Here is a 24,681-nt window from a genome sequence, read left to right as displayed (position 1 = left end):
CTTTCCGGCGACCCTGAGCTACCCCCTCCCTACCTCCCCCTTGCAGGGGGAGGGATCACGGCGCTTTTGCGCTTTCTTACAGCATGAAGCGCCTCGCCTCCCTCGACGCCCTGCGCGGCTGCACCGTGGCGGCGATGCTGCTGGTCAACGATCCGGGCGACTGGAGCCATGTCTACGCACCCTTGGAACACTCGGCCTGGAACGGCTGCACGCCGACCGACCTGGTCTTTCCGTTCTTCCTGTTCGTGGTCGGCGTGTCGGTGGCGCTGGCGATCCTGCCGCGGCTGGAGCAGGGCGCTTCGCCGGCCGCGTTGACCCGCGCCGCGATGTGGCGTGCCTTGCGCATCCTCGCGCTGGGCGTGGCGATCAATGTTGTGGCGGCGTGGCTGCTGCCGCACGCGCACCTGCGTTTCCCTGGCGTGCTGCAGCGGATCGCGCTGTGCTTCGCCGGGGTGGCGCTGTTCGCGGTCTACACGAAATCGCGCACGCAGTGGCTGGCGATCGCGGCGTTGCTGCTCGGTTACTGGGGATTGCTCCTGCTCGGCGGTTCGCTGGAGCCGTGGGCGAACATCGCCAGCCGTGTCGACAGCGCGGTATTCGGCCGCTTCGTCTACCTGATCGATCCGGCGACCGGTCGCGGTCACGATCCGGAAGGTCTGCTCGGCACGTTGCCGTCATTGGCCAGCACCTTGCTGGGTCTGCGCGCCGGTTGCTGGCTGCGCCGCGAAAAATTCCGGGCGCTGCTGCTGGCCGGCATCGCCTGCCTGCTGCTTGGCGCGTTGTGGTCGCTGTGGCTGCCGTTGAACAAGAACCTGTGGACGCCGTCGTTCGTGCTGTGGACGGCCGGCTGGGCCACGCTGGCGCTGCTGGCTTTCCACTGGCTGATCGATCGGCGCGGCTGGCCCGCGCTGGGCCGACGCTTCGGCGTCAACGCGATCGCCGCCTACGCCGGCTCCGAGCTGATGCAGATCCTGCTGCCCGCGCTGGGCTGGCAGGAGCCGATCTACCAGCACCTGTTCGCCGGCTGGATGACGCCGTGGTTCGGGCCATACGCGCCGTCGCTGGCGTTCGCCGCAGCCTTCGTGATGCTGTGGTGGTTGATCGTGTGGGCGATGGATCGGCGCGGCGTCCATTTCAAGCTCTAGCGACGCCGGCGCCCCGCAAGCAGCCCATGCCGTCAGCGTGCGGCGGCCGGCATTTCCGGCAGCGAGGGCGGATAACGCAGCAGGGCATGCTTTGCCAGCTGGGTGTCGGCAGCCGACAACTCGACCAGCGCGGCGGGCTTGCCGCCGACCAGCGCCGCGATCGGCACGCCGTCGCGGTACAGTACGCGCGAACCGGCCAGCGCCGGCACCTTGTCGCCGATCAGCACGGTGCCGACCAGGTTCAGCGGGTCGCTGCCGCTGAGGCAGACCAGTTCGCCGTCGTCGGCGCGCTGACGTATCGCGCGCAACGGTGCGATCGCCTCGGGCAGGGCGAACTGCTCGCCGACCAGGCCTTCGACGAAGCGCCCGCCGCGGATTTCGCCGCGCGCCTCCAGCCGGTGGTACACGCGCAGCAGTTCGCGCCACGACGGCAGCCACGGCGCTTCGCGCTCCAGCAGTTTCCAGAACACCACGCCGTAGCGGCGCAGCAGGGTGCGGGCGATGTGCTCGATCGCGTCGGGATCAAGAGCTTCACCCCCTCCCGGCCTCCCCCTGCGCGCAGGGGGAGGGGCAAGAGCGGCGCCTGTACTCCCTCCCCTGCTTGCCCGCAAAGGACTTCCTTCGGTCGCAGGGGAGGGTTGGGGAGGGGGGCTCTTGGTACGTGCGAGCGACCAACGCCCCGCATCCTCGATGCCGCCGAACTGGTGCCGGCGCAACCGCCGGTGCCGCGCGCCGTCGCGCTTCGCTGCGGGCAGCAGCAACGCGCGCAGGCCGGCGAAGCTGTCCGCGCTGACCCGGCCGGCAGCGACCAGCTCGCCCAGCGCATCCTCCAGTTCAGTGCGCAGAAGGTGGGCGATATCCAGCAGTTCGTCGAAGAACAATGCGCCGTGTTCGCGCAGCGCGTCAGCGACGGCCTGCGCGCGCGAGGACAGCAGGATCTCTTGCGGGTCGCACGCTACAACAGACGTCCAGACGGCCATTCCACGGCGTGGCAGCAGCACGATCGGCGTGCTGCGCACCGGGCCGCCGCCACCACCGCTGCCGGTGCGCAGGCGCGCCCAGCCGATCCGACCGGCGCGGCACAGCTCGTCCAGCCAGTGGATCGAGTAGTCCTCGACGCGCGCTGGCAGAATCTCCGATTCCCACGCGCCGGCCGCGGCCTCGTAGCCTTCCAGCTGCGCCAGCGTGGCCACCAGCGCGTCCGGCCCGCTCAGCCGGGTCGTCGCCGACACGTGCTGCCAGTCGAACAGGAAGCGCATCAGCGCGCGCCGGCTGACCGGCTCGATCTCGCGGCGCAGCCGGCCGATGGTGTAGCGGTGGATGCGCGCCAGCAGGTGCCGCTCGCACCACTCGGTGTCGCTGGCGTCGGCGGTGAAGCGGCCCTGCATCACGTAGCCTTCGGACTGCAGCCGCAGCAGCGCCTGCTCGACTTCGCCGGCGTCGGCGTGGATGGATTGCGTCAACCCGTTCGCGGTGACCGGGCCGAGCCCGCCGAGGCGATGGCGCACCAGTTCCCGCAGCGCGTCCTCGCGCGTCCAGGACTGCGCGGCGTATTCGGCGGGTGCGGCGATCGGCGGCTGCATCGGGGCGGCGGGATGCAGTACCTGCCACAGCGGCAGCTGCTCGGCAGACGTCCACACGTCGCCGAGCCGGGTGGCGCGCTTCGCCTTCGCCAGCGCCTGCAGCCGCTCGTTCCAGCCGGGGTTGGCGGCGGCTTCATCGGCGGTGACGAAACCCAGCAAGGTCAGCGCCTCGTGCATCTCGTCGGCGTCGCGTACCTGTGGCCAGGCTTCTTCGCGTACCGCGGCGATCGCGTCGGGGTCGAGCCGGCCCAGATCGTCGGCGCTGTCGGCGTCGTTCCAGCGACGGGTCTGCACGGCCTGGGTGCGGCGCTCCTCCAGCGGCGCGTCGTCGAGGAAGGCGTACGGGGCAGCGTTCAATACTTCGGCGGCGAGCGGGCTGGGTGCGGTGAGGTCGCGCGCCACGATGGCGATCTCGCCGGCTTCGAGCTTGCGCAGGATCGCCAGCAACCCATCCATGTCCATCGCCTCGCGCAGGCAATCATGCATGGTCTGGTTGACCAGCGGGTGATCCGGCACCTCGCGTTCGCCCACGATGTTTTCCAGGCAGGCGACCTGGTCGGGAAAGACCGCGGCGAGAAGGTCCTCGCTCTTCATGCGCTGCAGCGGCGGCGGCGTCTTCTTGCCGCCGGTGAAGCGTGGCAGCGCGAGCGCGGTCACCGCATTCCAGCGCCAGCGCGCGGGGAACAGCGGCGCATCGAGCAGCGCCTGCACCAGCACGTGCTCGGCGGTGTTCGAGTGCAGGTAGTGCGCCACTTCCTCCAGCGGAAAGCTGTGGCTGGTCGACAGCGACAACACGATCGCATCCTCGGTCGCCGCCGCCTGCAGTTCGAAGTTGAACTGGCGGCAGAAGCGCTTGCGCAGCGCCAGTCCCCACGCGCGGTTGATGCGGCTGCCCCACGGCGTATGGATCACCAGCTGGGTGCCGCCGGACTCGTCGAAGAAGCGCTCCAGCACCAGCGTGCGCTGGCTCGGCAGCACGCCGAGCGCAGCCTTGGCACGGGCGAGGTATTCGACGAGTTGCTGGGCGGCGGGGTCGGGGAGGCCGAGGGTGTTCCGAAGCCATTCGAGCGCGGCCTCTTTGCTCCCCTCTCCCTTCGGGAGAGGGGTTGGGGGTGAGGGTACGCTCGGAGCGTGGGAGTTCATGGCTTCGCCCGAACCCTCACCCCCACCCCTCTCACCCGCAAGGGGACTCCCTGACGGTCGCCGGGGGGAGAGGGGCTCAAGCAAGGCGGAAATTTCCTCGCGCAGGCGCGACACGCCGAACGACAACTCGTCGCTGCGCCCCGGCGCCTCGCCCAGCCAGAACGGAATGCTCGGTGGCGCGCCGTGCGCGTCCTCCACACGCAACCGGTCGCGCTCGACGCGCTGGATACGGTAGCTGGTGTTGCCGAGCTGGAAGATGTCGCCGGCCATGCTCTCGACCGCGAAGTCCTCGTTCACCGTGCCCACGATGATGGCCTGCGGTTCCAGCACCACCTTGTAGTCGGCGGTGTCGGGAATGGTGCCGCCGGAGGTCAGCGCGGTGAGACGTGCGCTGCGTCGTGGGCGCAGCTGCCGGTTCACCGCGTCGCGATGGATGTAGGCCGCGCGCGGCCCTTGGCGGGTGGTGAAGCCTTCGGCCAGCATGCGCACCACCGCGTCGAAATCGGCGCGCGCGAGATCGCGGTACGGATACGCGCGGCACACCAGCGCGTACAGCGCGTCCTCGTCCCACTCGGCGCAGGCGACTTCGGCGACGATCTGCTGCGCCAGCACGTCGAGCGGCTGCGGCGGCATCACCAGCGCGTCCAGCTCGCCGCGGCGCACGCAGTCGAGCAGGGCGGTGCATTCGATCAGGTCGTCGCGGGTGGCCGGGAACAGCCGCGCCTTCGGCGTGCCGTCGATGCTGTGGCCGGAGCGGCCCGCGCGCTGCAGGAAGGCGGCGATCGAGCGCGGCGAACCGAGCTGGCAGACCAGGTCGACCTCGCCGATGTCGATGCCCAGCTCCAGCGACGCGGTCGCCACCAGCACCGCCAGCTCGCCGCGCTTGAGCCGCTGCTCCGCATCCAGCCGCAGCTCCTTCGCCAGGCTGCCGTGATGCGCTGCCACGACTTCCTTGCCCAGCCGCTCGGACAAATGTCGCGCCGCGCGCTCGGCCATGCGCCGCGTGTTGACGAAGACCAGGGTGGTGCGGTGCGCCTGCACCAGCTGGGCGAGGCGATCGTAGACCAGCTCCCAGCTGTCGTTCGACATCACCGCTTCCAGCGGCACCGGCGGCACTTCGATGGCGAGGTCGCGCGGGCGGGCGTGGCCCACGTCGATGATCGTTGCTGTGCTCCCTCCCCTGCTCGCAGGGGAGGGTTGGGGTGGGGTGCTCTTTGCTTCATCAAGATCAAGAGCTTTACCCCCTCCCAACATCCCACTGCTAGCAGGGGGAGGAGCAAGAGCGGCGTTCTCGCCGGCACCGACCAAAAAGTCGGCGACCATCTCGATGGGCTTCTGCGTCGCCGACAAGCCGATCCGCAGCAGGCGCCGCTGGCACAGCGACTCCAGCCGCTCCAGCGACAACGCCAGATGCGAACCGCGCTTGCTGCCGGCGATGGCGTGGATCTCGTCGACGATCACCGAGCGCACGCCGGACAACATGGAACGGCCCGAGGCCGAGTCCAGCAGCACGTACAGCGACTCCGGCGTGGTCACCAGGATGTGCGGCGGCTGCTTGCGCAGCAGGTTGCGTTCGACCTGCGGGGTGTCGCCGGTGCGCACGGCGGTGCGGATCGCCACGTCGGGCAGGCCGAGCTTTTCGAGCTCGGCGCGGATGCCTTCCAGCGGCGCTTCGAGGTTGATGTGGATGTCGTTCGACAAGGCCTTCAGCGGCGACACGTAGACCACCGTGGTGGCATCGGCCAGCACGCCGCCATGCGCGACGCCCTCGCGCACCAGCGTGTCGATCGCGGCGAGGAAGGCGGTGAGCGTCTTGCCCGAGCCGGTCGGCGCGGCGACCAGGGTGTGCTGGCCGGCGCGGATCGACGGCCACGCGGCGGCCTGCGCCGCGGTGGGCGCGGGAAAGGCGGCGCGGAACCAGTTCGCGACGGCGGGGTGGAAATCTTGCAGTGGCATGTATTCGGGCCCGCAAGGACAGGGCAAGGGACGCATCTTAGATGGGGACGGATCGGGTTGCTGGCAATGGATCGGGACCCGGCGCTTTCGCCGCCGCCACCCTTGTATGACAATACGGCTACGTACCGTTGCCTTTCCAACTGGGGAAAACCTGATGTCCGTCGCCCGCCCGCCGCGTTCCGCCGTGCTTGCCTTGTCGATCACGCTCGCTCTTGGTCTGCCGGTTTCCGCCGTGCTGGCGCAGGAAGCGGCCACGCCGGCCAAGACGCCGGCGACCAAGACCACCGAGCTGCAGACGGTGAACGTCACCGCCTCGAAGCGGGTGGAGAACATGCAGAAGGTGCCGATGGCGCTGACCGTGCTGACGCCGGACAAGCTGGAGGCGTTCGGCCAGTCCGGCGACACCGTGCTGCAGCTGGCCTCGCGCGCGCCCAGCGTGTACGCCGAGACGTCCTACGGCCGCGAGTTCCCGCGCTTCTACATCCGCGGCCTGGGCAACAGCGATTTCGACCTCAACGCCTCGCAGCCGGTGTCGATGGTGTACGACGACATCGTGCAGGAGAACCCGATCCTGAAAGGCTTCCCGCTGTTCGACCTGGCTCAGGTCGAGGTGCTGCGCGGCCCGCAGGGCACGCTGTTCGGGCGCAACTCGCCGGCCGGTGTGATCAAGTTCGAGTCGGTGCGCCCGAGCCAGGAGACCAGCGGCTACGCCCGCGTCTCCTACGGCTCGCTCGGTACCGCCAACGCCGAAGCGGCACTGGGCGGCGCGCTGGGTGGGCACTGGTCCGGCCGCATCTCCGCGCTGGCGCAGCACCGCGACGGCTGGATCGACAACACCTTCACCGGCCAGAAGAACGTGCTGGGCGGCTACAACGACCGCGCCGTGCGGCTGCAGGCGCTGTACGAGAACGGCGGCTTCAGCGCGCTGATCAACGGCCACGCGCGTTGGCTGGACGGCAGCGCGATGGTCAACCGCGCCAATGCGATCGAACTGGGCGATCCCAGCTTCGTGCCCGGCTTCGACCGCGACAAGGTCTCGCAGGACGGCCGCAACAAGCAGCACCTGTTCAGCTGGGGCAGCAACCTGCACTTGGCGTGGAACCTGGGCGACACCACCTTCACCTCGATCACCGGGCTGGAGCGCGCCACCACCTACAGCCTCGGCGACGTCGACGGCGGCTACGGCGCGAGCTTCCACCCGCCGATGGGCCCGGGCTTCATCCCGTTCCCGGCCGAGACCGCCGACGCGCTGCCGCACGATCGCCAGATCACCCAGGAATTCCGCCTCGCCAGCAACGGGCAGGACAAGCTCAACTGGCAGGTCGGCACCTACTATTTCGACGAAGACATCGCGATCAGCAACTTCGACTACGCCACCTTCAACAACCACGCCCTGGACGGCTACGCCACGCAGACCCAGCGCACCAAGGCGTGGGCGGTGTTCGGCTCGGCCAACTACCAGCTCGCCGACGATTTCGAGGTGCGCGCCGGCGCGCGCTGGTCGCACGACTCGCGCGACTTCAAGGTGGACCGGGTGATGTCGCCGATCGGCGGCGGCCCGCTGCTGCAGACCGCGCAGCCGCACGACGCGCGCTGGAGCGGCGACCTCACCGGCACCTGGACGCTCAGCCCGAACGTCAACGTGTACGCACGCATCGCCAACGGCTTCCGCGCGCCCAGCGTGCAGGGCCGCGTGCTGTTCGCCGACTTCATCTCGCAGGCGAAGCCCGAGACGATCACCAGCTACGAGCTGGGCGTGAAGACCACCGGCATGGACAACCACGTGCGCTTCAATGCGGACGTCTATACGTTCAACATGCACAACCAGCAGCTCACCGCGGTGGGTGGCGACATCAACGTGACGCGCCTGCTGAACGCCAGCAAGACCCAGGGCTACGGCGCCGAGTTCGACCTGGAAGCCTACCTCACGCCGAACTTCGTGCTCACCGCCGGCGGCAGCTACAACCACACCGAGCTGAAGGACCCGAACCTGGCGGTGGCCGTGTGCGGCTCCGGCTGCACCATCCTCGACCCGCTCAGCGCCAACGGCAACGCGCTGGTCTACGGCAACACCCTGCCGAATGCGCCGAAGTGGATCGGCACGCTCACCGCGCGCTACGGCATCCCGTACGGCGACAGCGGCGAGTTCTTCGTCTACACCGACTGGAACTACCGCAGCGAGGTGAACTTCTTCCTGTACGACTCGGCCGAGTTCAAGGGCAAGCCGCTGCTGGAAGGCGGCGTGCGGCTCGGCTACAACTGGGACTACGGCCGCCGCGAGATCGCCCTGTACGGCCGCAACATCACCGACAAGCAGGCGATCACCGGCGCGATCGACTTCAACAACCGCACCGCGTTCGTCAACGACCCGCGCATCATCGGCGTGGAATTCCGCGCCGAGCTGTAAGGGCCCGTTCAGGACCTGCCCGTGCCCCGCGCGGCGGGGCATGGGCATCCCGCCCGCGCCGCGCCCTGCGCATGCCATGCAAGCGGCGCGCGGTCATGCCAAGATGCATGCCGGCCGCTGCTCGCGAGGATGCCGAGGGGAGTCCGCGGGTGGCCGCCTCGGCTTGGGGCAAAGGAAACCTATGCGTACACGGTGCGAGGGAGCGATCCGCCGGCTCGGCATGCTGGTGCTGCTGTCCGGCCTGGGCTTGGCGGGCGTGTCGGCGGCACGGGCGGCCAGCCTTGATCCCGCGATGCTGCCAAAGATCCAGGCCGCCACCTTCGAGGTGGTGCAGGCCAAGCCGACCAGCGATCCGCTGACCTACGAGAGGCCGCTGCCGCTGGATCTGCTGCCTTACCAGGAGCGTACCGACAAGTACTATTCCATCGGCACGGCGTTCGCGATCGGCCACAACCGCTATGTCACCGCTGCCCACGTGCTGCTGGCCGGGGCGGACAGCCTGTGGGGGCCGCCCGAGCTGCGCGACGCCACCGGCCGCGTGTACCCCATCGGCAAGATCGAGAAATTTTCGCTGGGCAAGGATTTCGTGGTGTTCACGCTGGCGCAGCCGCCGGCGGGCGACGCGGCGCTGGAGATCGACGCCACTCCGGCGCTCAACCAGGTGGTCTACGCGGTCGGCAACGCGCTGGGCACCGGCGTGGTGATCCGCGACGGCCTGTACACCTCCGACACGCCGGAGCAGCAGGACGGCGCCTGGAAGTGGATGCGCTTCTCCGCCGCCGCCTCGCCCGGCAACAGCGGCGGCCCGCTGCTGGACAAGGACGGCAAGCTGATCGGCGTGGTGCTGATGAAGTCGGCCAACGAGAACCTCAACTACGCGCTGCCGATCCGCGAGGTGCTGGACGCACCGGCCGGCCGGGCCGTCATGGAGTCGCGCCTCTCCTACCAGCTCGACCTGTTCGACACGATCCAGAACGGCCAGCTCAAGGCGCAGTTCGCGCTGCCCGCCGGCCTGGGCGATTTCTACCACGAATTCCAGTCGCGCATGGACACCAACAGCGATGCGCAGCTGAAGGCGCTGCTCGCCAAGGAGTCCGCCAACCTGTTCCCGAACGGCGCGGGCTCGGCACGCCTGCTGCACCAGCAGACGCAACTGAACGGCTTTCCCACGCTGATCGTGCGCGGCAGCGACGGCGAATGGCAGCGTGTCGGCGAGCAGACGCGGTCTTTCGCGCTGGACGGCAATGGCTACGTGGCCACCGGCGGGGTCGCGCGCAACGGACTGGTCCGCCTGCGCCGGCCCGACGGGATGGCCGCGGCGACGTTCTACGGCGACGCGAAGTCGCGCATGGACCTGCTGGCGCGAACCGGCATGTTCCAGCGCGCGGTCGCCGGCGAGAAGGTGAAGATCACCTCGCTGGGCAAGCCCGTCCGCGAATCGACCCACATCGACCGCTGGCAGCGATCCTGGCGCATCGGTGTGTGGCCGCTGCCTTATGCGAACGCCTTCGTGGTGACGTACTCGCTCCTGGTGCCGGACGGCAGCGTGATGCTGGTGCGCTTTGCGCCGCCCGCCCACGAACACGACACGATGCTGGACCTGGACGAGATCAGCAGCTTCGTCTACGTCACCTACCAGGGCACCCTCACGCAGTGGAAGGATTTCCTCGGCAACCCGGCACTGCAGCCGGCCACGTTGAAGGACATCCGCATCGACTTCGACTACGACCGCCGCTTCAGCTACGCCTCGCCGCGGGTGGCGTTCTCCTATCCGTCCACCCTGCAGCCGGTCAAGCCGGACAACCTGCTGTGGCTCGGCTTCCGCTTCTTCCTGGACGACGGCAAGCCGGTGTGGGACGTGGGCGACGTGGACATCTGGAAGGACTCGGCCTCCGACGACCACAACAATGTCAACGTCCAGCGCTACGCCGCCCCGCCGCCCGGGCTGGACGAGGACCTGAGCAGCCGTTGGCGCAAGCTGGCGGAACGGCAATATCCCTACAATGCCGTGGCGCGCTACGAGAACGACCTGATGATGATCAATGCCGTGGTCGCCCCGGCCGGCGCGGCCGGCCAGCCGTCCACGGTGCTGTACACCGCCTTCTACGGCACCGCGGGCACCCAGCCCCAGGCCGATATGAAAGGCAAGCTCGACCTGCTGACGAAGGACATGCGGGTCACGGAACATTGATGGATGCACAGGCGCGGATCCCGGCCAACCGGAATCCGCGCCGGCCCATACGGCAGGCGCGGCGGCGCCGGACCAGAGAAACGGACGCAAAACCACCCATGCACGCGGCACTGCAGAACCGTCCTGCGGACGGCACCGAACACACGTCCTGGCTCGACCTGGCCGACGGCCAGCGGCTGTTCCTGCGCGACTGGCCGCTGCCGCAGGCGCGCGGCGCGGTGCTGATCGTGCACGGGCTGGGCGAGCACGGCGGCCGCTACCGGCGCCTGGCGCAATGGTTCAACCAGCGCGGCTACGCCGTGCGCGGCTACGACCAGCGCGGCCATGGCAAGACCCCGGGACGGCGCGGCGGCCTGCGCCACGGCGACGACCTGCTGGAAGACCTCGCTACCGTCTTCAACGATTACGCCAACGGCCTGCCGCATCCGCCGCTGCTGCTCGGCCACAGCATGGGTGGGCTGGTTGCCCTGCGTGCGGTGCTGGACGGCCGCATCACGCCACCGGCGCTGGTGCTGTCCTCGCCAGCGCTGCGCAGTTGGGAATCGCCGGGGATGATCCGCCTGGCGCGGGTGCTCAGCCGCATCGCGCCGAACCTGCCGCTGCGCAACGGGCTGGATTTCGACCAGCTCTCGCACGACCGCCAGGTGGTCGCCGACTATCGCAGCGACCCGCTGCGGCACGGCTGGATCACGCCGCGGCTGGCCGACTTCATCTTCCGCGACGGTGCGAGATGCATCGCCGATGCCGCCACGCTGCCGCTGCCGACCCTGCTGCTGGTGGCCGACAGCGACGGCCTGGTCGACCCCGCCGGCAGCCGCGCGTTTGCCCGCAAGGCAGCGTCGAGCGGGCAGCTCACCACGCGCTTCTTCTCGACGCTATACCACGAGCTGTTCAACGAAGCCGAGCCGGGGCGCGGCCAGGTGCTGATGCAACTGGCCGACTGGCTGGGTCGGCAGACGCTGTCCGAGCGGCATTGACGGCGAGCAAGCCGCAGCGTCCGCCCGCGCGCCCGATCCGCGCCACCAAGCCGCCATGAATTCCGGCGATACTCCCACGCAGACCTACAGGGAGAAGGTTTCATGTCGCGTCGATCGTACGAGTGCCTTTCGCGCCGAGTCTTGTCGCGTGTCCTGATCACCCTGCTGCTGGGCCTGCTGCTGGCGGCCTGCCACCGCGGTCCCGACAACGGCAAGCCGGCCCTGCAGGGCGCGCCGGCCGGCAGCGCTTCCGCGCCGGCGCAGGCGAAAGCGGAGTTCGCACTGGTCTCGGCCAGTTCGCAGACCAGCGACTCGCGCACCGCGCTGACCCTGCGCTTCAACGCCACGCTGGCTTCGGCGCAGGCGTTCGACACGCTGATCGCGGTGACCGGTCCGAACGGCGAAGTGGTCAGCGGCAGCTGGAGCCTCGACAACGACGGCAAGACGCTGCGCTTCCCGTTCGTGCAGGCGAACACGCGCTATGCGGTGCAGCTGAAAGCCGGCCTGCTCGCCGCCGACGGCCGCACCCTCGGCCACGCGGTGAAGCACGATGTGTATTCCGGCAACCTGCCGGCGGCGGTCGGCTTCGCCTCGCACGGCAGCGTGCTGCCGGCGCGCGGCACCCGCGGCCTGCCGCTGGTGTCGATGAACGTGCACGACGCCGACGTGGAATTCTTCCGCGTGCGCGACGACGCGCTGTCCGACCTGTTCTGCGCGTACCCGCGCAACGGCCACCGCGACAGCTACGAACTCGACCACGACGTCGCCTACTACAACAGCTGCGGCGAGGGCGACGAGCGGCGCAGCCGCATGCCGATCACCGAGATCGCCGATTCGGTCTACGCCAACCACTACACGCTGGGCGGCGAGCCGAACGAACGCACCGTCACCTACCTGCCGGTGCAGAACATCAAGGAGCTGGCCCAGCCGGGCGTCTACATGGCCGTGGTCAAGGCCGGCGGCACGTTCAAGGACGGCTACGACACCGCCACCTTCTTCGTCAGCGACCTCGGCCTGCACCTGCGCGTGTATCGCGACAACGTGCTGCTGCACGTCGCCTCGCTGCGCGACGGCACGCCGGTGAACGCGGTGGATATCGAGATCCGCGACGCGGCCGGGCGCAGCAAGCTCAAGGCCACGACCGGCGCCGACGGCAACGCGCTGCTCGCGTACAAGGTCAAGGCCTCCGACGTGCTGGTGGCGCGCCACGGCAAGGACGTCTCGGTGCTGCCGTTCAACCGGCCCGCGCTGGACGTGTCCAACTTCGACATCAGCGGCCGCAAACAGGCGCCGTTCGAGGTGTACGCCTGGTCCGGCCGCGACCTGTACCGGCCCGGCGAGACGCTGCGCGCCTCGGCGCTGCTGCGCGACGACGACGGCAAGCCGATGAAGGCGCAGTCGCTGTTCGTGCGGGTGAAGCAGCCGGACGGCCGTACCCTGGTGGAAAAGCGGCTGGAGCCGCAGCAGCTCAACTACTTCGAGCTGAGCCAGGCGATTCCCGCCGATGCGCCGACCGGCCTGTGGCAGCTGGAATTCCGCCTCGATCCTTCAGCCAAGGAGACCGTGCAGGCGTTCCCGTTCCACGTCGAGGAGTTCCTGCCCGAGCGGCTCAAGGTCGAGCTGTCCAGCCCGCAAACGCGGCTGGCGCCGGGCGAGCCGCTGAAGCTGAAGGTCGCCTCCAGCTACCTGTACGGCGCGCCGGCCGACGGCAACCGTTTCACCGCGAAACTGCTGGTGGCGCCGGAAGTGCATCCGCTGCCGAAGATGGCCGATACTTTCTTCGGCAACCCGCTGGTCGAGCTGCCGAAGAGCGCCGACGACGTGGTCGACGCCAAGCTCGATGCGCAAGGCGCGCTGGAGCAGGACGTGGCGTTGCCCGATGACGTCAAACCGGTCGCGCCGCTGGCGGTGACCCTGTCCGGCAGCGTGTACGAGAGCGGCGGCCGCGCGGTGACCCGGCTGCTCAAGCGCACCTACTGGCCGGCCGACGCGCTGGTCGGCGTGCGCCCGCTGTTCGATCCGAAGCAGGGCGCCGAGAGCGAAAGCCCGGTAGGTTTCGAGATCGTGCGTGCGAATGCGAACGGCGAACTGGTCGCCGGCGCGCATCTGAAGGTGCGCCTGCAGCGCGAATTGCGCGATTTCTACTGGCTGTACGAGCGCGATGGCGGCTGGCAGTCGAACGCGAACCAGCGCCTGCAACTGATCGAGGAAAAGGACATCGACGTCGCCGCCGGCAAGTCGGCCCAGGTGGAATTCCCGGTGCAGTGGGGCAGCTACCGGGTCGAGGTGTACGACCCGGCCACCAAACTCACCACGGTGTTCCCGTTCTTCGCCGGCTACAGCTGGGACGACGAGAACCTGGGCAAGGAGGCGCGCCCGGACAAGGTCAAACTGCAGCTGGACAAGGCGCGCTACCGCGCCGGCGATACCATGAAGGTCACGGTGACGCCGCCGCAGCCCGGCCCCGGCGTGTTGCTGGTGGAATCGGATCATCTGCTCTACACCAAGAACATCGACGCGAAAGCGGGTGCCGACTTCGAGATTCCGGTCACCAAGGAGTGGGAACGCCACGACGTCTACGTGACGGCGCTGGTGTTCCGCGGCGGCGAGGCGGCCGAGCACACCACGCCAGCGCGCGCGATGGGCGTGGAATACGTGGCGATGGACCGCAACGACCGGCGCATCCCGCTCAAGCTCGACGCGCCCACATTGATGCGTCCGGGCAACCCGCTCGAGGTCAGCGTGCAGGCCACCGGTCTGGCCGGGCAGAAAGCCTTCGTCACGCTGTCCGCGGTAGACCAGGGCGTGCTCAACATCACCAATTACCCGGTGCCCGATGCGTGGGCGTGGCTGTTCGCCAAACGTGCCTTGAGCGTGGATGCGTACGACCTGTACAGCCGCATCATCGAGGCGATGGACGGCGCCGAGGCCAAGCTGCGCTACGGCGGCGACATGAGCGGCGCGGCGCTGCCCAAGGCCACGCGGCTCAACCCGAAGGTGCAGATCGTCGACCTGTTCAGCGGCCCGGTGGCGTTCGACACACAGGGCAGGGCCACGCTGCACGTCGACGTACCCGACTTCAACGGCAGCCTGCGCCTGGCCGCCCTGGCCTGGACCGACAGCCGCTACGGCAACGCCGACGGCACGGTCACCGTGCGCGCGCCGCTGGTGGTCGAGCCGAGCACGCCGCGGGTGATGGCGGCCGGCGACAAGGCGGTGATCAGCCTCGACCTGAAGAACCTTTCCGGCAAGGACGGCACGGCCAAGGTCAGCGTCAAGGGCGGCGGCCCGATCACGGTGGACAAGGCCGCGCAGAGCGTGCCGCTGAAGGACGGCGCCGGCACCACCTTGCATATGCCGGTCACCGCCGGCGCGGGCGCGGCGGTGGCGACGGTGGACATCCACGCCGAGCTCAACGATTACAGCGTGGACCGCCACTTCGAATTCGCGGTGCGCCCGGCCTGGCCGGAAACGGTGAGCACCACGCCCATGGCGCTGGAGGCGGGCAAGCCCGAGCGCTTCGGCGCCGCCGCGATTGCCGGCCTGCTGCCGGCCACGGTGAACGCGCGGATCACCCTGAGCACCTTGCCGCCGCTGCCGTATGCGGCCGCGCTGCGCGACATGCTGCGCTACCCGTACGGCTGCATCGAGCAGACCACCAGCAAGGGCTACGCCGCACTGATTCTGGACGGCCAGACGGCCAAGGCGCTGGGTGCGCAAGTGATGAGCGACGACGTGCGCAAGGCCGCGGTGGACGGCGCGCTGTCGCGGATCGCCTCGTTCCAGGCCAGCAACGGCCACTTCAGCTTCTGGGGCGGCAGCAGTCCGATCGTCACCTTCACCACGCCGTACGTGGTCGACTTCATGCTGGACGCGCGCGACGCCGGCTTCGCGGTGCCGCAGGACGTGCTGCAGAAATCGCTGCAGCGGCTCAACGACGACCTGCTTGCCGGCGGCCATCCGTACTACGAGTACGAGCAGCACGACCACCTGCGCATCGCCGACGAGGCGTACTCCGGCTTCGTGCTGGCCCGCGTCAACCGCGCGCCGCTGGGCACGCTGCGTGCGATTTTCGACAATGAACGGCAGAAGCTGGTCGCGCCGCTGCCGCTGGTGCATCTGGGCATCGCGCTGAAGCTGATGGGCGACAACGAGCGCGCGCAGCAGGCTATCGACGAGGCGTTCGCGTGGAGCAAGGAACGTCCCTGGTACGTCGGCGACTACGGTTCGGACCTGCGCGACCTGGCCTTGATGGTCGCGCTCACCCATACCTACGGCATGAGCAAGCCCGCCTACGACGCCAAGCTGGTCGACTGGGCGCGCAACGCCAGCGCGAACGTGCGCCAGCGCCAGCAGCAGGACAAGGATTACCGCTGGTCGTGGTCGTACCTGAGCACGCAGGAGCAGGCCGCGATCGCCCGCGTGGCACGCGCGTTCGATGCGAAGAGCAATGCGCCGCTGGCCGCCACGATTACCGTGAACGGCAAGACCGAGGCGGCGCCGGACCAGCGCGTGTGGAGCCGCGCGCTCAGCGTGGCCGAGCTCGACGCCGGGGTCAGCGTGCAGCCGACCAGCGACGCGGCGATCTTCGCCACGCTCGACGTGGCCGGCATCCCGCGGCAGGCACCTGCGGCCGACGACAGCCAGATCGACGTGCGGCGCAGCTACTTCACCACCGACGGCAAACCGTGGACGGGCAGCCAGCTGAAGGAGGGCGACACGCTGATCGTCGAACTGAGCATCGAGGCGCGCATGAACGTCCCCGACGCGCTGGTCACTGATCTGCTGCCCGGCGGCCTGGAGGTGGAGAACCTCAACCTCGGCGGCGCGCAGTCGTGGTCCGGCGTGGTGATCGACGGCATCGAGCTGGACCAGCACGCCGCCGCCGCGCAGATCGTGCACGAGGAATACCGCGACGACCGCTACGCCGCCGCGCTGAACCTGAGCCGCGGCGACCAGGCCCGCGCGTTCTACCTGGTGCGCGCGGTGACGCCGGGCACGTACACCGTGCCGCCGCCGCTGGTGGAGGATATGTATCGTCCCGCGGTGCGCGGCATCGGCAAAGTCGAGCCGGCCAAGATCACCGTGGTCGAGCCGTAACGTCGCTCTTGCTCCTCCCCCTGCTTGCAGGGGGAGGCAGGGAGGGGGTAAAGCTTTTGACCTTCGCTTCGGCATGACGAAGAGCACCCACCCCAGCCCTCCCCTGCGTTGCAGGGGAGGGAGCAAGGCAGCCGGCCCGCATCATGACAGCGACCACTTCCGCCACGCCGCTCAACGCCACGCGTCGCTTTCGCGTGTGGCGCTGGCTGCGCGCGGCACTCGTCGTCGTCGGCGTACCGCTGCTCGTCGCCGTCATCCTCGACCGCCTGTTTCCCCTCCATCTGCCCGCCCCCGACACCGGCAGTACCGTAGTGCTGGCGCGCGACGGCACGCCGTTGCGCGCGTTTGCCGACAGCGACGGCGTATGGCGCTACCCGACCACGGCGAAGCAGGTCTCGCCGCTGTATCTCAAAGCACTGCTGACCTACGAGGACCGCTGGTTCTACCGCCATCCCGGCGTGAATCCTTATGCGCTGCTGCGCGGTCTCGCCGGTGGCCTGCGCCATGGCCGCATCGTCTCGGGCGGTTCCACCTTGACCATGCAGGTGGCGCGGATCATCCAGCCGATCCCGCACAGCTTCCGCGGCAAGCTGGTGCAGATCTTCCGCGCGCTGCAGCTGGAAGCGCATCTGAGCAAGGCGCAGATCCTCGACCTGTACCTCAACCACGCGCCGTTCGGCGGTCCGATCGAAGGCGTCGAGGCTGCTTCGTGGGCGTACCTGGGCAAGCCGGCCAGCCGGCTGTCGCACGCCGAGGCGGCGCTGCTCGCGGTACTGCCGCAATCGCCCAGCCGGCTGCGGCCGGACCGCCATCCCGAGGCGGCACGCGCCGCGCGCGACAAGGTGCTCAAGCGCATGCGCGACCTCGGCGGGTGGAGTGCGGCCGAGGTGCGCGACGCGGCGATCGAACCGGTGGTGGCGCGTTCGTTGCGCGCGCCGTTGTCCGCGGCCCTGCTGGCCGAGCGCCTGCACCGTCAGCAACCGCAGGCACGGCGCATCGCCAGCACGATCGACGCGAACCTGCAGCGCGCGGCCGAGGATCGGGTCAGCGCGTACCTGTCGCGCCTGCCGGCACACACGTCGGCGGCGCTGCTGGTGGTCGACAACGCGACGCTGGAAGCGCGCATCTACGTCGGCACCAGCGACTTCGCCGATCTGCAGCGGCACGGCTACATCGACATGGTGAACGCGCCGCGCTCGCCCGGCTCGACCTTGAAGCCGTTCCTGTACGGCCTGGCACTGGACGACGGCCTGATCCACTCGCAGAGCCTGCTGGTCGACGCGCCGCAGGACTTCGGCGGCTACAAGCCGGGCAATTTCGATGAAGCGTTCAGCGGCCCCGTCAGCGCCGCCGAGGCGCTGCAGCGCTCGCTCAACGTGCCGGCGGTGGATGTGCTGGATCGGGTCGGGCCGAACCGCTTCGTTGCGCGGCTGGCCAACGGCGGGGTCGATCTCGGCCTGCCGGCCGGTGCGCAGCCGAACCTGTCGATCATCCTCGGCGGCGCGTCCACGCGGCTGGAAAACCTGGTCGGCGCGTACACCGCGTTCGCCAACGGCGGCATCGCCGGCACGCCGCGCTACACGCTGGAACAACCCGCGCGCCCGCGCCGGCTGCTGTCGCCCGGCGCGGCGTGGATCATCCGCGACATCCTCGCCAGCAACCCGGCCGACGTCGAAGGCGGTCCGCTCGCCGGCGCGATCGATCGGCACGCCACGGTGGCCTGGAAGACCGGCACCAGCTACGGCTACCGCGACGCCTGGTCGATCGGCGTCACCGACCGCTGGACGGTCGGCGTGTGGATCGGCCGTCCGGACGGCACGCCGTCGCCCGGCCAGTACGGCGCGGTGACCGCCTTGCCGCTGCTGTTCCAGATCGTCGACATGCTGCCCTCGCGCGGCGGCCGCGCGCGGGCGCAACCGGCCAGCGTGAAGTCGGTCGGGATCTGCTGGCCGCTCGGCGGCGCGGTCGCCGCCACCGATCCCGCGCTGTGCCGCCAGCACCGCAGCGCGTGGGTGCTCGACGATGCGTTGCCGCCCACGTTTGCCGAACGCGACCTCGGCGCGTGGTCGTCCGGCCTGCTCACCTTGCGCGTGAATGCCAGAGGCCAGCGCTTGAGCGGCGCCTGTCACGCCAGCCACGAGCGCACGATCCAGCTGGCGCGCTGGCCCGCGCTGGCCACGCCATGGTTGAGCGCGGACGACCGCGCCAACTCCGCACTGCCGCCGCTTGCGCCCGGCTGCGCCGCCGACTCGCTGGACCGCGCCAATCCGATTCGCATCGCCGGCCTGGGCAACGGCGTCACTCTGCGCCGCGCACCGAACAGCGAGCAGCCGCTGCGCGTCACGCTGCACGCGCTGGGCACGCAGACCACCGTACAATGGTTGCTCAACGGCCGCCTGCAAGGCAGCAGCGAAGCCGATGCCGCGATCGCGATCAGCCTGCCGCGGGCCGGCGACTACCGCATCACCGCGCTCGCTCGTGACGGCGCCTTCGCCACCCTCGCGCTGCGCGTGGTGGGGCCGTCGTCATGACCTCGCCGAGCCTGCGTCGGGGCAGGGTTCGCTTAAGAAAGAACTAAGCGGCCGCTGCCAGGATGGCGGCATGCACCGTGCCGTCCATCCGCAACGCATCCCCGCGACGAGGTCGTGCCGCGTCTCTGCTTTCCGGATGACGGGCGCTGTCGTGGTCGCACTGGTCGTGTCGGCTTGCGCCAGCTACGCGCCGTTGCCGCTGGACCGGGGCGAAGGTGCGGCCGGCGTGGCGCAACTCGTCGCGCCTGCCGCCGACATGCCGCTGCCATCGCTGGCGACGCATCGCTTCGATCCCGCCGACGGGCTGGACGTGACCGAGACGGCGATGCTGGCGGTGGCGAACAGCCCGGCGTTGAAGCTCAAGCGCGACGAACTGGGCGTGGCCCGCGCGCAGGCCTTCGCGGCCGGGCTGCTGCCCGATCCGCAGCTGAGCCTGGGCGAAGATTTTCCGACCCATTCCGGCGGCGGCCTGAGCACGGCGTTCAACCTCGGACTCGGCGAAGACATCGGCGCCCTGCTGACGCGCTCGTCGCGCCAGGCGGCGGCGCGCAGTCAGGCCGGGCAGGTGAACCTCGACCTGCTGTGGGCGGAGTGGCAGACCGTGGCGCAGGCGCGATTGCTGTTCGACCAGGTGCTGAACCTGCGCGCGCAGCAGGCGCGGCTGGCCAGCGAACAGGCGGCGCTGGACCAGGTCGGCGGCCACATCCATGCGGCGCTGGCCGCCGGCAACCTCACCTACGACAGCGCCAGTGTCGGCCTCAATGCCGCCGCGGACGTGCGCAAGCAGCAGGCCGACAACACGGTCGCCCTGCACCAGGCCGACAGCGACCTGCATGTGCTGCTCGGGCTTGCGTCGACGGCACCGCTGGAGCTGGTTGGCGCGCCGTACCGGGTCACGCCCACGCCGGCGCAGTTGCAGCAGGCGCTGGCCGACCTGCTGCACCGGCGCCCCGATCTGCTGGCGCTGCAGGCCGGCTATCAAGCGCAGGAAGCCAAGCTGCGCGGCGCGGTGCTGGCGCAGTTTCCCGCGTTGACCCTCGGCGTCAACAGCGCGCGCGACACCAGCGCCATCTACACCCATGGTTTCAGCCTCGGCATCACGCTGCCGCTGTTCGATCGCAACCGCGGCAACATCGCGATCGAGCGGGCGACCCGACAGCAGTTGAAGGACGACTACGCGTCACGCGTGCTGACCACGCGCAGCGACATGCAGCGGCTCGCCGCCGATCTCGCCACGCTGGATCGGCAGCACCGCGCCCTGACCGTCCACGCAGAACAACTGGCCGATGCCCGCCGTGCCGCCGAGCAGTCGTGGCGGCACGGCCTGCTGGACTGGCCGACCTGGCTGGCGATCCGCAGCCGGTCGCTCGCCGCCGATCTCGACCTGCTCGCCGTGCAACAGCAGCAGGCCACGCAGTCGATCGCGCTGGAAGCGTTGCTCGGCAACACCGATTTCGACATCGCCACCCATCCTGTTTCCGCACAGGCGTCCACGCCATGAACCGATCGTTGCTCCTGCCGCTGTTGTGCCTGCTGCTGGCCGCGTGCAGCCACGGCGCCGCCGATGACGAAGAAGCGGCGCCGGCCAAGGGCCAGGTGGCGGTGACCACCGCCACGCCGGTGCAGCAGATCTTCCACGACAGCGTCGAGGCGTGGGGCAGCGCGGCAGGCGATCCGCAGCGTGCGCGCGCGATCAGCCTCGCGCACGGCGGCCAGGTCGTGACGCTGCATGTGGCGGCCGGGCAGAGCGTGCGGCGCGGACAGCCGTTGCTGACGATCGCCCCCGATCCTGCCGCGCGCAGCGCATACCAGCAGGCGCAGAGTGCGCTTAGCCTGGCCAGCGGCGAACTCCAGCGCACCGAACAGTTGGCGGTGCAACGGCTGGCCACGCAGTCGCAACTGGCGACCGCGCGCAAGGCCTTGGCCGACGCGCAGGCCGCGCTGGCGGCACAGCGCGCGCTCGGTGGCGGCAGCGCGCAGGAAACCGTCGGCGCACCGGCCGATGGCGTGGTCAATGCCCTCAGCGTGGGGCTGGGCGAGCGCTTCGCCGCGAACGTACCGCTGCTGAGTTTCACCCCGGCCCATGCGCTGGTTGCGCAACTCGGCGTGCAGCCGGAAGACGGTGCAAAGCTGCATGCCGGCATGCCGGTGCAGTTGCGCAGCGTGTATGGCGACAAGGCGAGCTTCGTCGGCGGCCTGCGCATGATCGGCCAGTCGATCGACCCGCAGACCCATCTGCTCGGCGCCCAGGTCGAACTGCCGGCCGAAGCCGGCGCCGCGCTGGTGGCCGGCGCGGCGCTGGACGCGCAGATCCGCACGGCCGATTTCAGCGCGTGGGCGGTGCCGCGTGCGGCGGTGCTGCACGATGAACGCGGCGACTACCTGTTCCAGGTGGTGCAAGGTCATGCCAAACGCGTCGCGGTGACACTGCGCAGCCCGGAGGGCGATCCCGTCGGCGTGCAGGGTCCGCTCGATGCGCAGGCGAAGGTGATCGTGCTCGGCGCCTACGAACTGGCGGACGGCGATGCGGTGCGGGAGTCCGCCCGGTGAGCATCACCGCATGGATGCAGCGGCATCGGCGTTCGCTGCTGTTCCTCGCCCTGATGCTGGCGATCGGCGGCATCGCCAGCGCGCTGCTGATGCCGGTGGCGCTATTCCCGAACGTGGCCTTCCCCCGCGTGCAGGTGTCGCTGGATGCGGGTGACCGCCCGGCCGACCAGATGGCGATCGAGGTGACCACGCCGGTGGAGGAGGCGATCCGCCGCGTGCGCGGCGTGCGCGACGTGCGCTCCACCACCAGCCGCGGCAGCGCCGAGGTGGCGGTGACCTTCGACTGGGGCGCGGACATGGCCGCGGCGCTGCAGGAAGTGAATGCGGCGGCCGGGCAGATCCTGCCGCAGCTGCCGGCCGGCACCCAGCTCAGCACCCGGCGGATGGATCCCAGCACATTCCCGGTACTGGCCTACAGCCTGCGCTCGCACATGCAGTCGCCGAGTGCGCTGCATGACCTGGCCGAGTACCAGCTACGTCCGCTGCTGAGCGGCATCGGCGGCGTGGCCCGGGTCGAGGTGCAGGGCGGCGAGGTGGCCGAGTTCCACGCCGATGTCGATCCGGGCAAGCTGCGCGCGCAGCAACTGAGCCTGGCCGACGTGGCCACAGCGGTCAGCCATGCGGCGACGATCCAGGCGATGGGCCGCGTCGCCGATCACTACAAGTTGTACCTGCTGCTGGCCGACAACCAGCCGAAGACGCTCGCCGCGCTGCGCGGCATCGTGCTGCGCGCCGGGCCCGGCGGCGCGGTACGGCTGGGCGACGTGGCCGCGGTCAGCCTCGACCACGTGCCGCAGTGGATCCGCGTCAACGCCGACGGCCAGGACGCCGTGCTGTTGCAGGTCTACCAGCAGCCCGACGGCAACAGCGTGCAGATCGCACAGGAAGTGAAGCAGCGGCTGGCCGACTATGCGCCGCAGATGCCGGCCGGCGTGCGCATCGCCAACTGGTACGACCAGACCCAGCTGGTGACCGGCGCGGCGGCCAGTGTGCGCGATGCGATCCTGATCGGCATCGTGCTGGCCGGGCTGGTGCTGTTCGTGTTCCTGCGCAATACGCGGGTGATCTTGGTCGCGCTGATCGTGGTGCCGGCGGTGCTGGCGATCACCGTGCTGCTGCTGTCGGTGCTCGGCATGAGTTTCAACATGATGACGCTGGGCGGCATGGCCGCGGCGGTCGGCTTGATCATCGACGATGTGATCGTGATGCTCGAACACATCATGCGCCGGCTGCACCCGGACGAAGGCGAAGGCGAATTGCACGAGCGGATCGCCGCCGCGGCGTGGGAGTTCACCCGCCCGCTGACCGGTTCCAGCGCCGCCACCGTGGTGATTTTCCTGCCGCTGGCATTTCTGTCCGGCGTTACCGGCGCGTTCTTCAAGGCGCTGTCGCTGACCATGGCCAGCGCGCTGGTCATTTCGTACCTGCTGACCTGGATCGCAGTGCCGCTGCTCGCCGAGCGCTTCCTCGACGAGGGTCATCGGACCGAACGCCCGCCGGGCCGTTTCACCCGGCGCATGATGCAGGGCTACCAGAACATTCTGCAGCGCTGGTTGCGGCGGCCGTTGCGGGTGCTGCTGCTGGTGCTGCCGCTGCTGCTCGTCGGTGGCCTGGCCTTTACTCGCGTCGGCACCGGCTTCATGCCGCAGATGGACGAAGGTGGTTTCATCCTCGACTACCTGTCGCCGCCTGGCACCTCGCTGCAGGAAACCGATCGCCTGTTGCGTCAGGTCGAGGCCATCATCCGCGCGAATCCCTACGTGGACACCTATTCGCGGCGCACCGGACTGCAGCTCGGCGGCGGCCTCACCGAGGCGAACCAGGGCGACTTCTTCGTGCGTCTGAAAAGCGGCTCGCGCCCCGATACCGAGGCGGTGATGGAGCAGGTACGCGGCGAGGTCGAGCAGCACGTGCCGGGTCTGGACATCGAGCTGTCGCAGCTGATGGAGGACCTGATCGGCGACCTGGTGGCGGTGCCGCAGCCGATCGAGATCCAGCTGTACGGCGACGACCCGGCGCAGCTTTCCGCCACCGCCGGCAAGGTCGCCGCGGCGGTCGGCAGGATCGGCGGCGTGGTCGGTGTGCGCAATGGCATCAATCCGGCCGGCGATGCGCTGACCGTGCGGGTCGATCCGGCCAGGGCCGCGCTGGAAGGGCTCGATCCGGCCAGCGTCACCGACCAGGTCGCCGCGGCGATCAACGGCACCGTGGCGGCGCAACTTCCCACCGACGGCAAGGTGGTGGGTGTGCGCGTGCGCCTGCCGACTTCGGCACATCAGCGGCTGGAGCAGGTCGCCGCGCTGCCGATCCGCGCCGGCGACGGCCATCTGCTGCCGCTGTCGCGGGTGGCCACGCTGCAACAGGTGCAGGGCCAGCCGCAGATCACCCGCGACAACCTGAAACGGATGGTCGCCGTGACCGGGCGCATCAGCGGGCGCAGCCTCGGTGCCACCATCGCCGACGTCAAGCGCGTGCTGGCCCGGCCGGGATTGCTGCCCAAGGGCATGTATTACCAGCTCGGCGGCCTGTACCAGCAACAGCAGCAGGCGTTCCGCGGACTCAGCATCGTGCTGCTGGCGGCGATCGCGCTGGTGTTCGCCCTGCTGCTCTTCCTGTACGAGAGTTTCCGGGTGGCGCTGGTGATCCTGGCGATGCCGTTGCTGGCGATTCCGGCGGTGTTCGCCGGGCTGTGGCTGACCGGCATCGAGCTCAACATCTCGGCGATGATGGGCATGACGATGATCGTCGGCATCGTCACCGAAGTGGCGATCTTCTACTTCTCCGAACTCGAACAGGCCGCCGCCGGCATGCCGCTGCACGAGGCGTTGCACGAGGCGGGCCGGCATCGCACGCGGCCGATCCTGATGTCCACGTTGGCCGCGATGCTCACCCTGCTGCCGCTGGCGCTGGCGCTCGGCGAGGGCTCGCAGATGCAGCAGCCGCTGGCGGTGGCGATCATCTCCGGCCTGCTGGTGCAGGTGCCGCTGGTGCTGCTGCTGATGCCGGTGCTGTACGCGCTGCTGCGCCGCCGCGATGGGCAAAAGGCGGCCGGCTAAGGCCCGCATAAGCGATCGCGCACATGCTGGCCGCCGTCCCTC

The 24,681-nt window shown here is 69.6% G+C and carries 10 protein-coding genes; 9 read left to right on the top strand and 1 reads right to left on the bottom strand.

What is annotated here, in order from left to right; genetic code table 11:
• Window positions 1–83 precede the first annotated feature (83 nt).
• On the top strand, window positions 84–1,145 hold the full coding sequence (locus ABIE04_RS07840; RefSeq protein ID WP_354548354.1) for an acyltransferase family protein: 1,062 nt from the start codon (window positions 84–86) through the stop codon (window positions 1,143–1,145).
• 32 nt (window positions 1,146–1,177) lie between these two features.
• Here the strand turns inward: ABIE04_RS07840 and ABIE04_RS07835 are convergent, their stop codons facing one another.
• Complete coding sequence (locus ABIE04_RS07835) at window positions 1,178–5,827, bottom strand: DEAD/DEAH box helicase (protein WP_354548352.1); 4,650 nt, start codon at window positions 5,825–5,827, stop codon at window positions 1,178–1,180.
• 154 nt (window positions 5,828–5,981) lie between these two features.
• Between ABIE04_RS07835 and ABIE04_RS07830 the strand changes: the two genes are divergently transcribed.
• The 8 genes from ABIE04_RS07830 (at window position 5,982) to ABIE04_RS07795 (ending at window position 24,639) form a co-directional block, all read left to right on the top strand.
• Entirely contained in the window at window positions 5,982–8,234 is a 2,253-nt protein-coding gene (locus tag ABIE04_RS07830) for a TonB-dependent receptor (protein ID WP_354548349.1), read from the top strand.
• Between the two features lie 181 nt (window positions 8,235–8,415).
• The gene (locus ABIE04_RS07825) at window positions 8,416–10,425 is read left to right on the top strand and encodes a S1 family peptidase (protein ID WP_354548347.1); all 2,010 of its coding nucleotides are present in this window, start codon (window positions 8,416–8,418) and stop codon (window positions 10,423–10,425) included.
• Between the two features lie 98 nt (window positions 10,426–10,523).
• The gene (locus ABIE04_RS07820; RefSeq protein WP_354548345.1) at window positions 10,524–11,402 is read left to right on the top strand and encodes an alpha/beta hydrolase; all 879 of its coding nucleotides are present in this window, start codon (window positions 10,524–10,526) and stop codon (window positions 11,400–11,402) included.
• A gap of 102 nt (window positions 11,403–11,504) precedes the next feature.
• Entirely contained in the window at window positions 11,505–16,502 is a 4,998-nt protein-coding gene (locus ABIE04_RS07815; protein WP_354548342.1) for an alpha-2-macroglobulin, read from the top strand.
• Window positions 16,503–16,642: 140 nt separating this feature from the next.
• Entirely contained in the window at window positions 16,643–19,033 is a 2,391-nt protein-coding gene (gene pbpC, locus ABIE04_RS07810; RefSeq protein ID WP_354549823.1) for a penicillin-binding protein 1C, read from the top strand.
• Window positions 19,034–19,169: 136 nt separating this feature from the next.
• Window positions 19,170–20,534: a TolC family protein gene (locus ABIE04_RS07805; protein ID WP_436410358.1), complete on the top strand. Its 1,365-nt coding sequence runs from the start codon at window positions 19,170–19,172 to the stop codon at window positions 20,532–20,534.
• Complete coding sequence (locus ABIE04_RS07800; RefSeq protein WP_354548338.1) at window positions 20,531–21,583, top strand: efflux RND transporter periplasmic adaptor subunit; 1,053 nt, start codon at window positions 20,531–20,533, stop codon at window positions 21,581–21,583. Before ABIE04_RS07805 ends, ABIE04_RS07800 begins: the two co-directional genes overlap by 4 nt.
• Window positions 21,580–24,639 (top strand): efflux RND transporter permease subunit, encoded by a 3,060-nt coding sequence (locus ABIE04_RS07795; RefSeq protein WP_354548336.1) that lies wholly within the window; start codon window positions 21,580–21,582, stop codon window positions 24,637–24,639. Before ABIE04_RS07800 ends, ABIE04_RS07795 begins: the two co-directional genes overlap by 4 nt.
• Window positions 24,640–24,681: the final 42 nt, after the last annotated feature.

The organism is Rhodanobacter soli, assembly GCF_040548735.1.
GTDB lineage: Bacteria > Pseudomonadota > Gammaproteobacteria > Xanthomonadales > Rhodanobacteraceae > Rhodanobacter > Rhodanobacter soli_A.
Note: the sequence above shows the minus strand (reverse complement) of the source record. Positions and strands in the feature narration are given on the sequence as shown.

What these genes read in the sequence shown, in the direction of transcription:
- ABIE04_RS07840 (WP_354548354.1), top strand. Translation starts at nt 84, where the DNA reads ATGAAGCGCCTCGCCTCCCTCGACGCCCTGCGCGGCTGCACCGTGGCG.
- ABIE04_RS07835 (WP_354548352.1), bottom strand. Translation starts at nt 5,827, where the DNA reads ATGCCACTGCAAGATTTCCACCCCGCCGTCGCGAACTGGTTCCGCGCC.
- ABIE04_RS07830 (WP_354548349.1), top strand. Translation starts at nt 5,982, where the DNA reads ATGTCCGTCGCCCGCCCGCCGCGTTCCGCCGTGCTTGCCTTGTCGATC.
- ABIE04_RS07825 (WP_354548347.1), top strand. Translation starts at nt 8,416, where the DNA reads ATGCGTACACGGTGCGAGGGAGCGATCCGCCGGCTCGGCATGCTGGTG.
- ABIE04_RS07820 (WP_354548345.1), top strand. Translation starts at nt 10,524, where the DNA reads ATGCACGCGGCACTGCAGAACCGTCCTGCGGACGGCACCGAACACACG.
- ABIE04_RS07815 (WP_354548342.1), top strand. Translation starts at nt 11,505, where the DNA reads ATGTCGCGTCGATCGTACGAGTGCCTTTCGCGCCGAGTCTTGTCGCGT.
- ABIE04_RS07805 (WP_436410358.1), top strand. Translation starts at nt 19,170, where the DNA reads ATGACGGGCGCTGTCGTGGTCGCACTGGTCGTGTCGGCTTGCGCCAGC.
- ABIE04_RS07800 (WP_354548338.1), top strand. Translation starts at nt 20,531, where the DNA reads ATGAACCGATCGTTGCTCCTGCCGCTGTTGTGCCTGCTGCTGGCCGCG.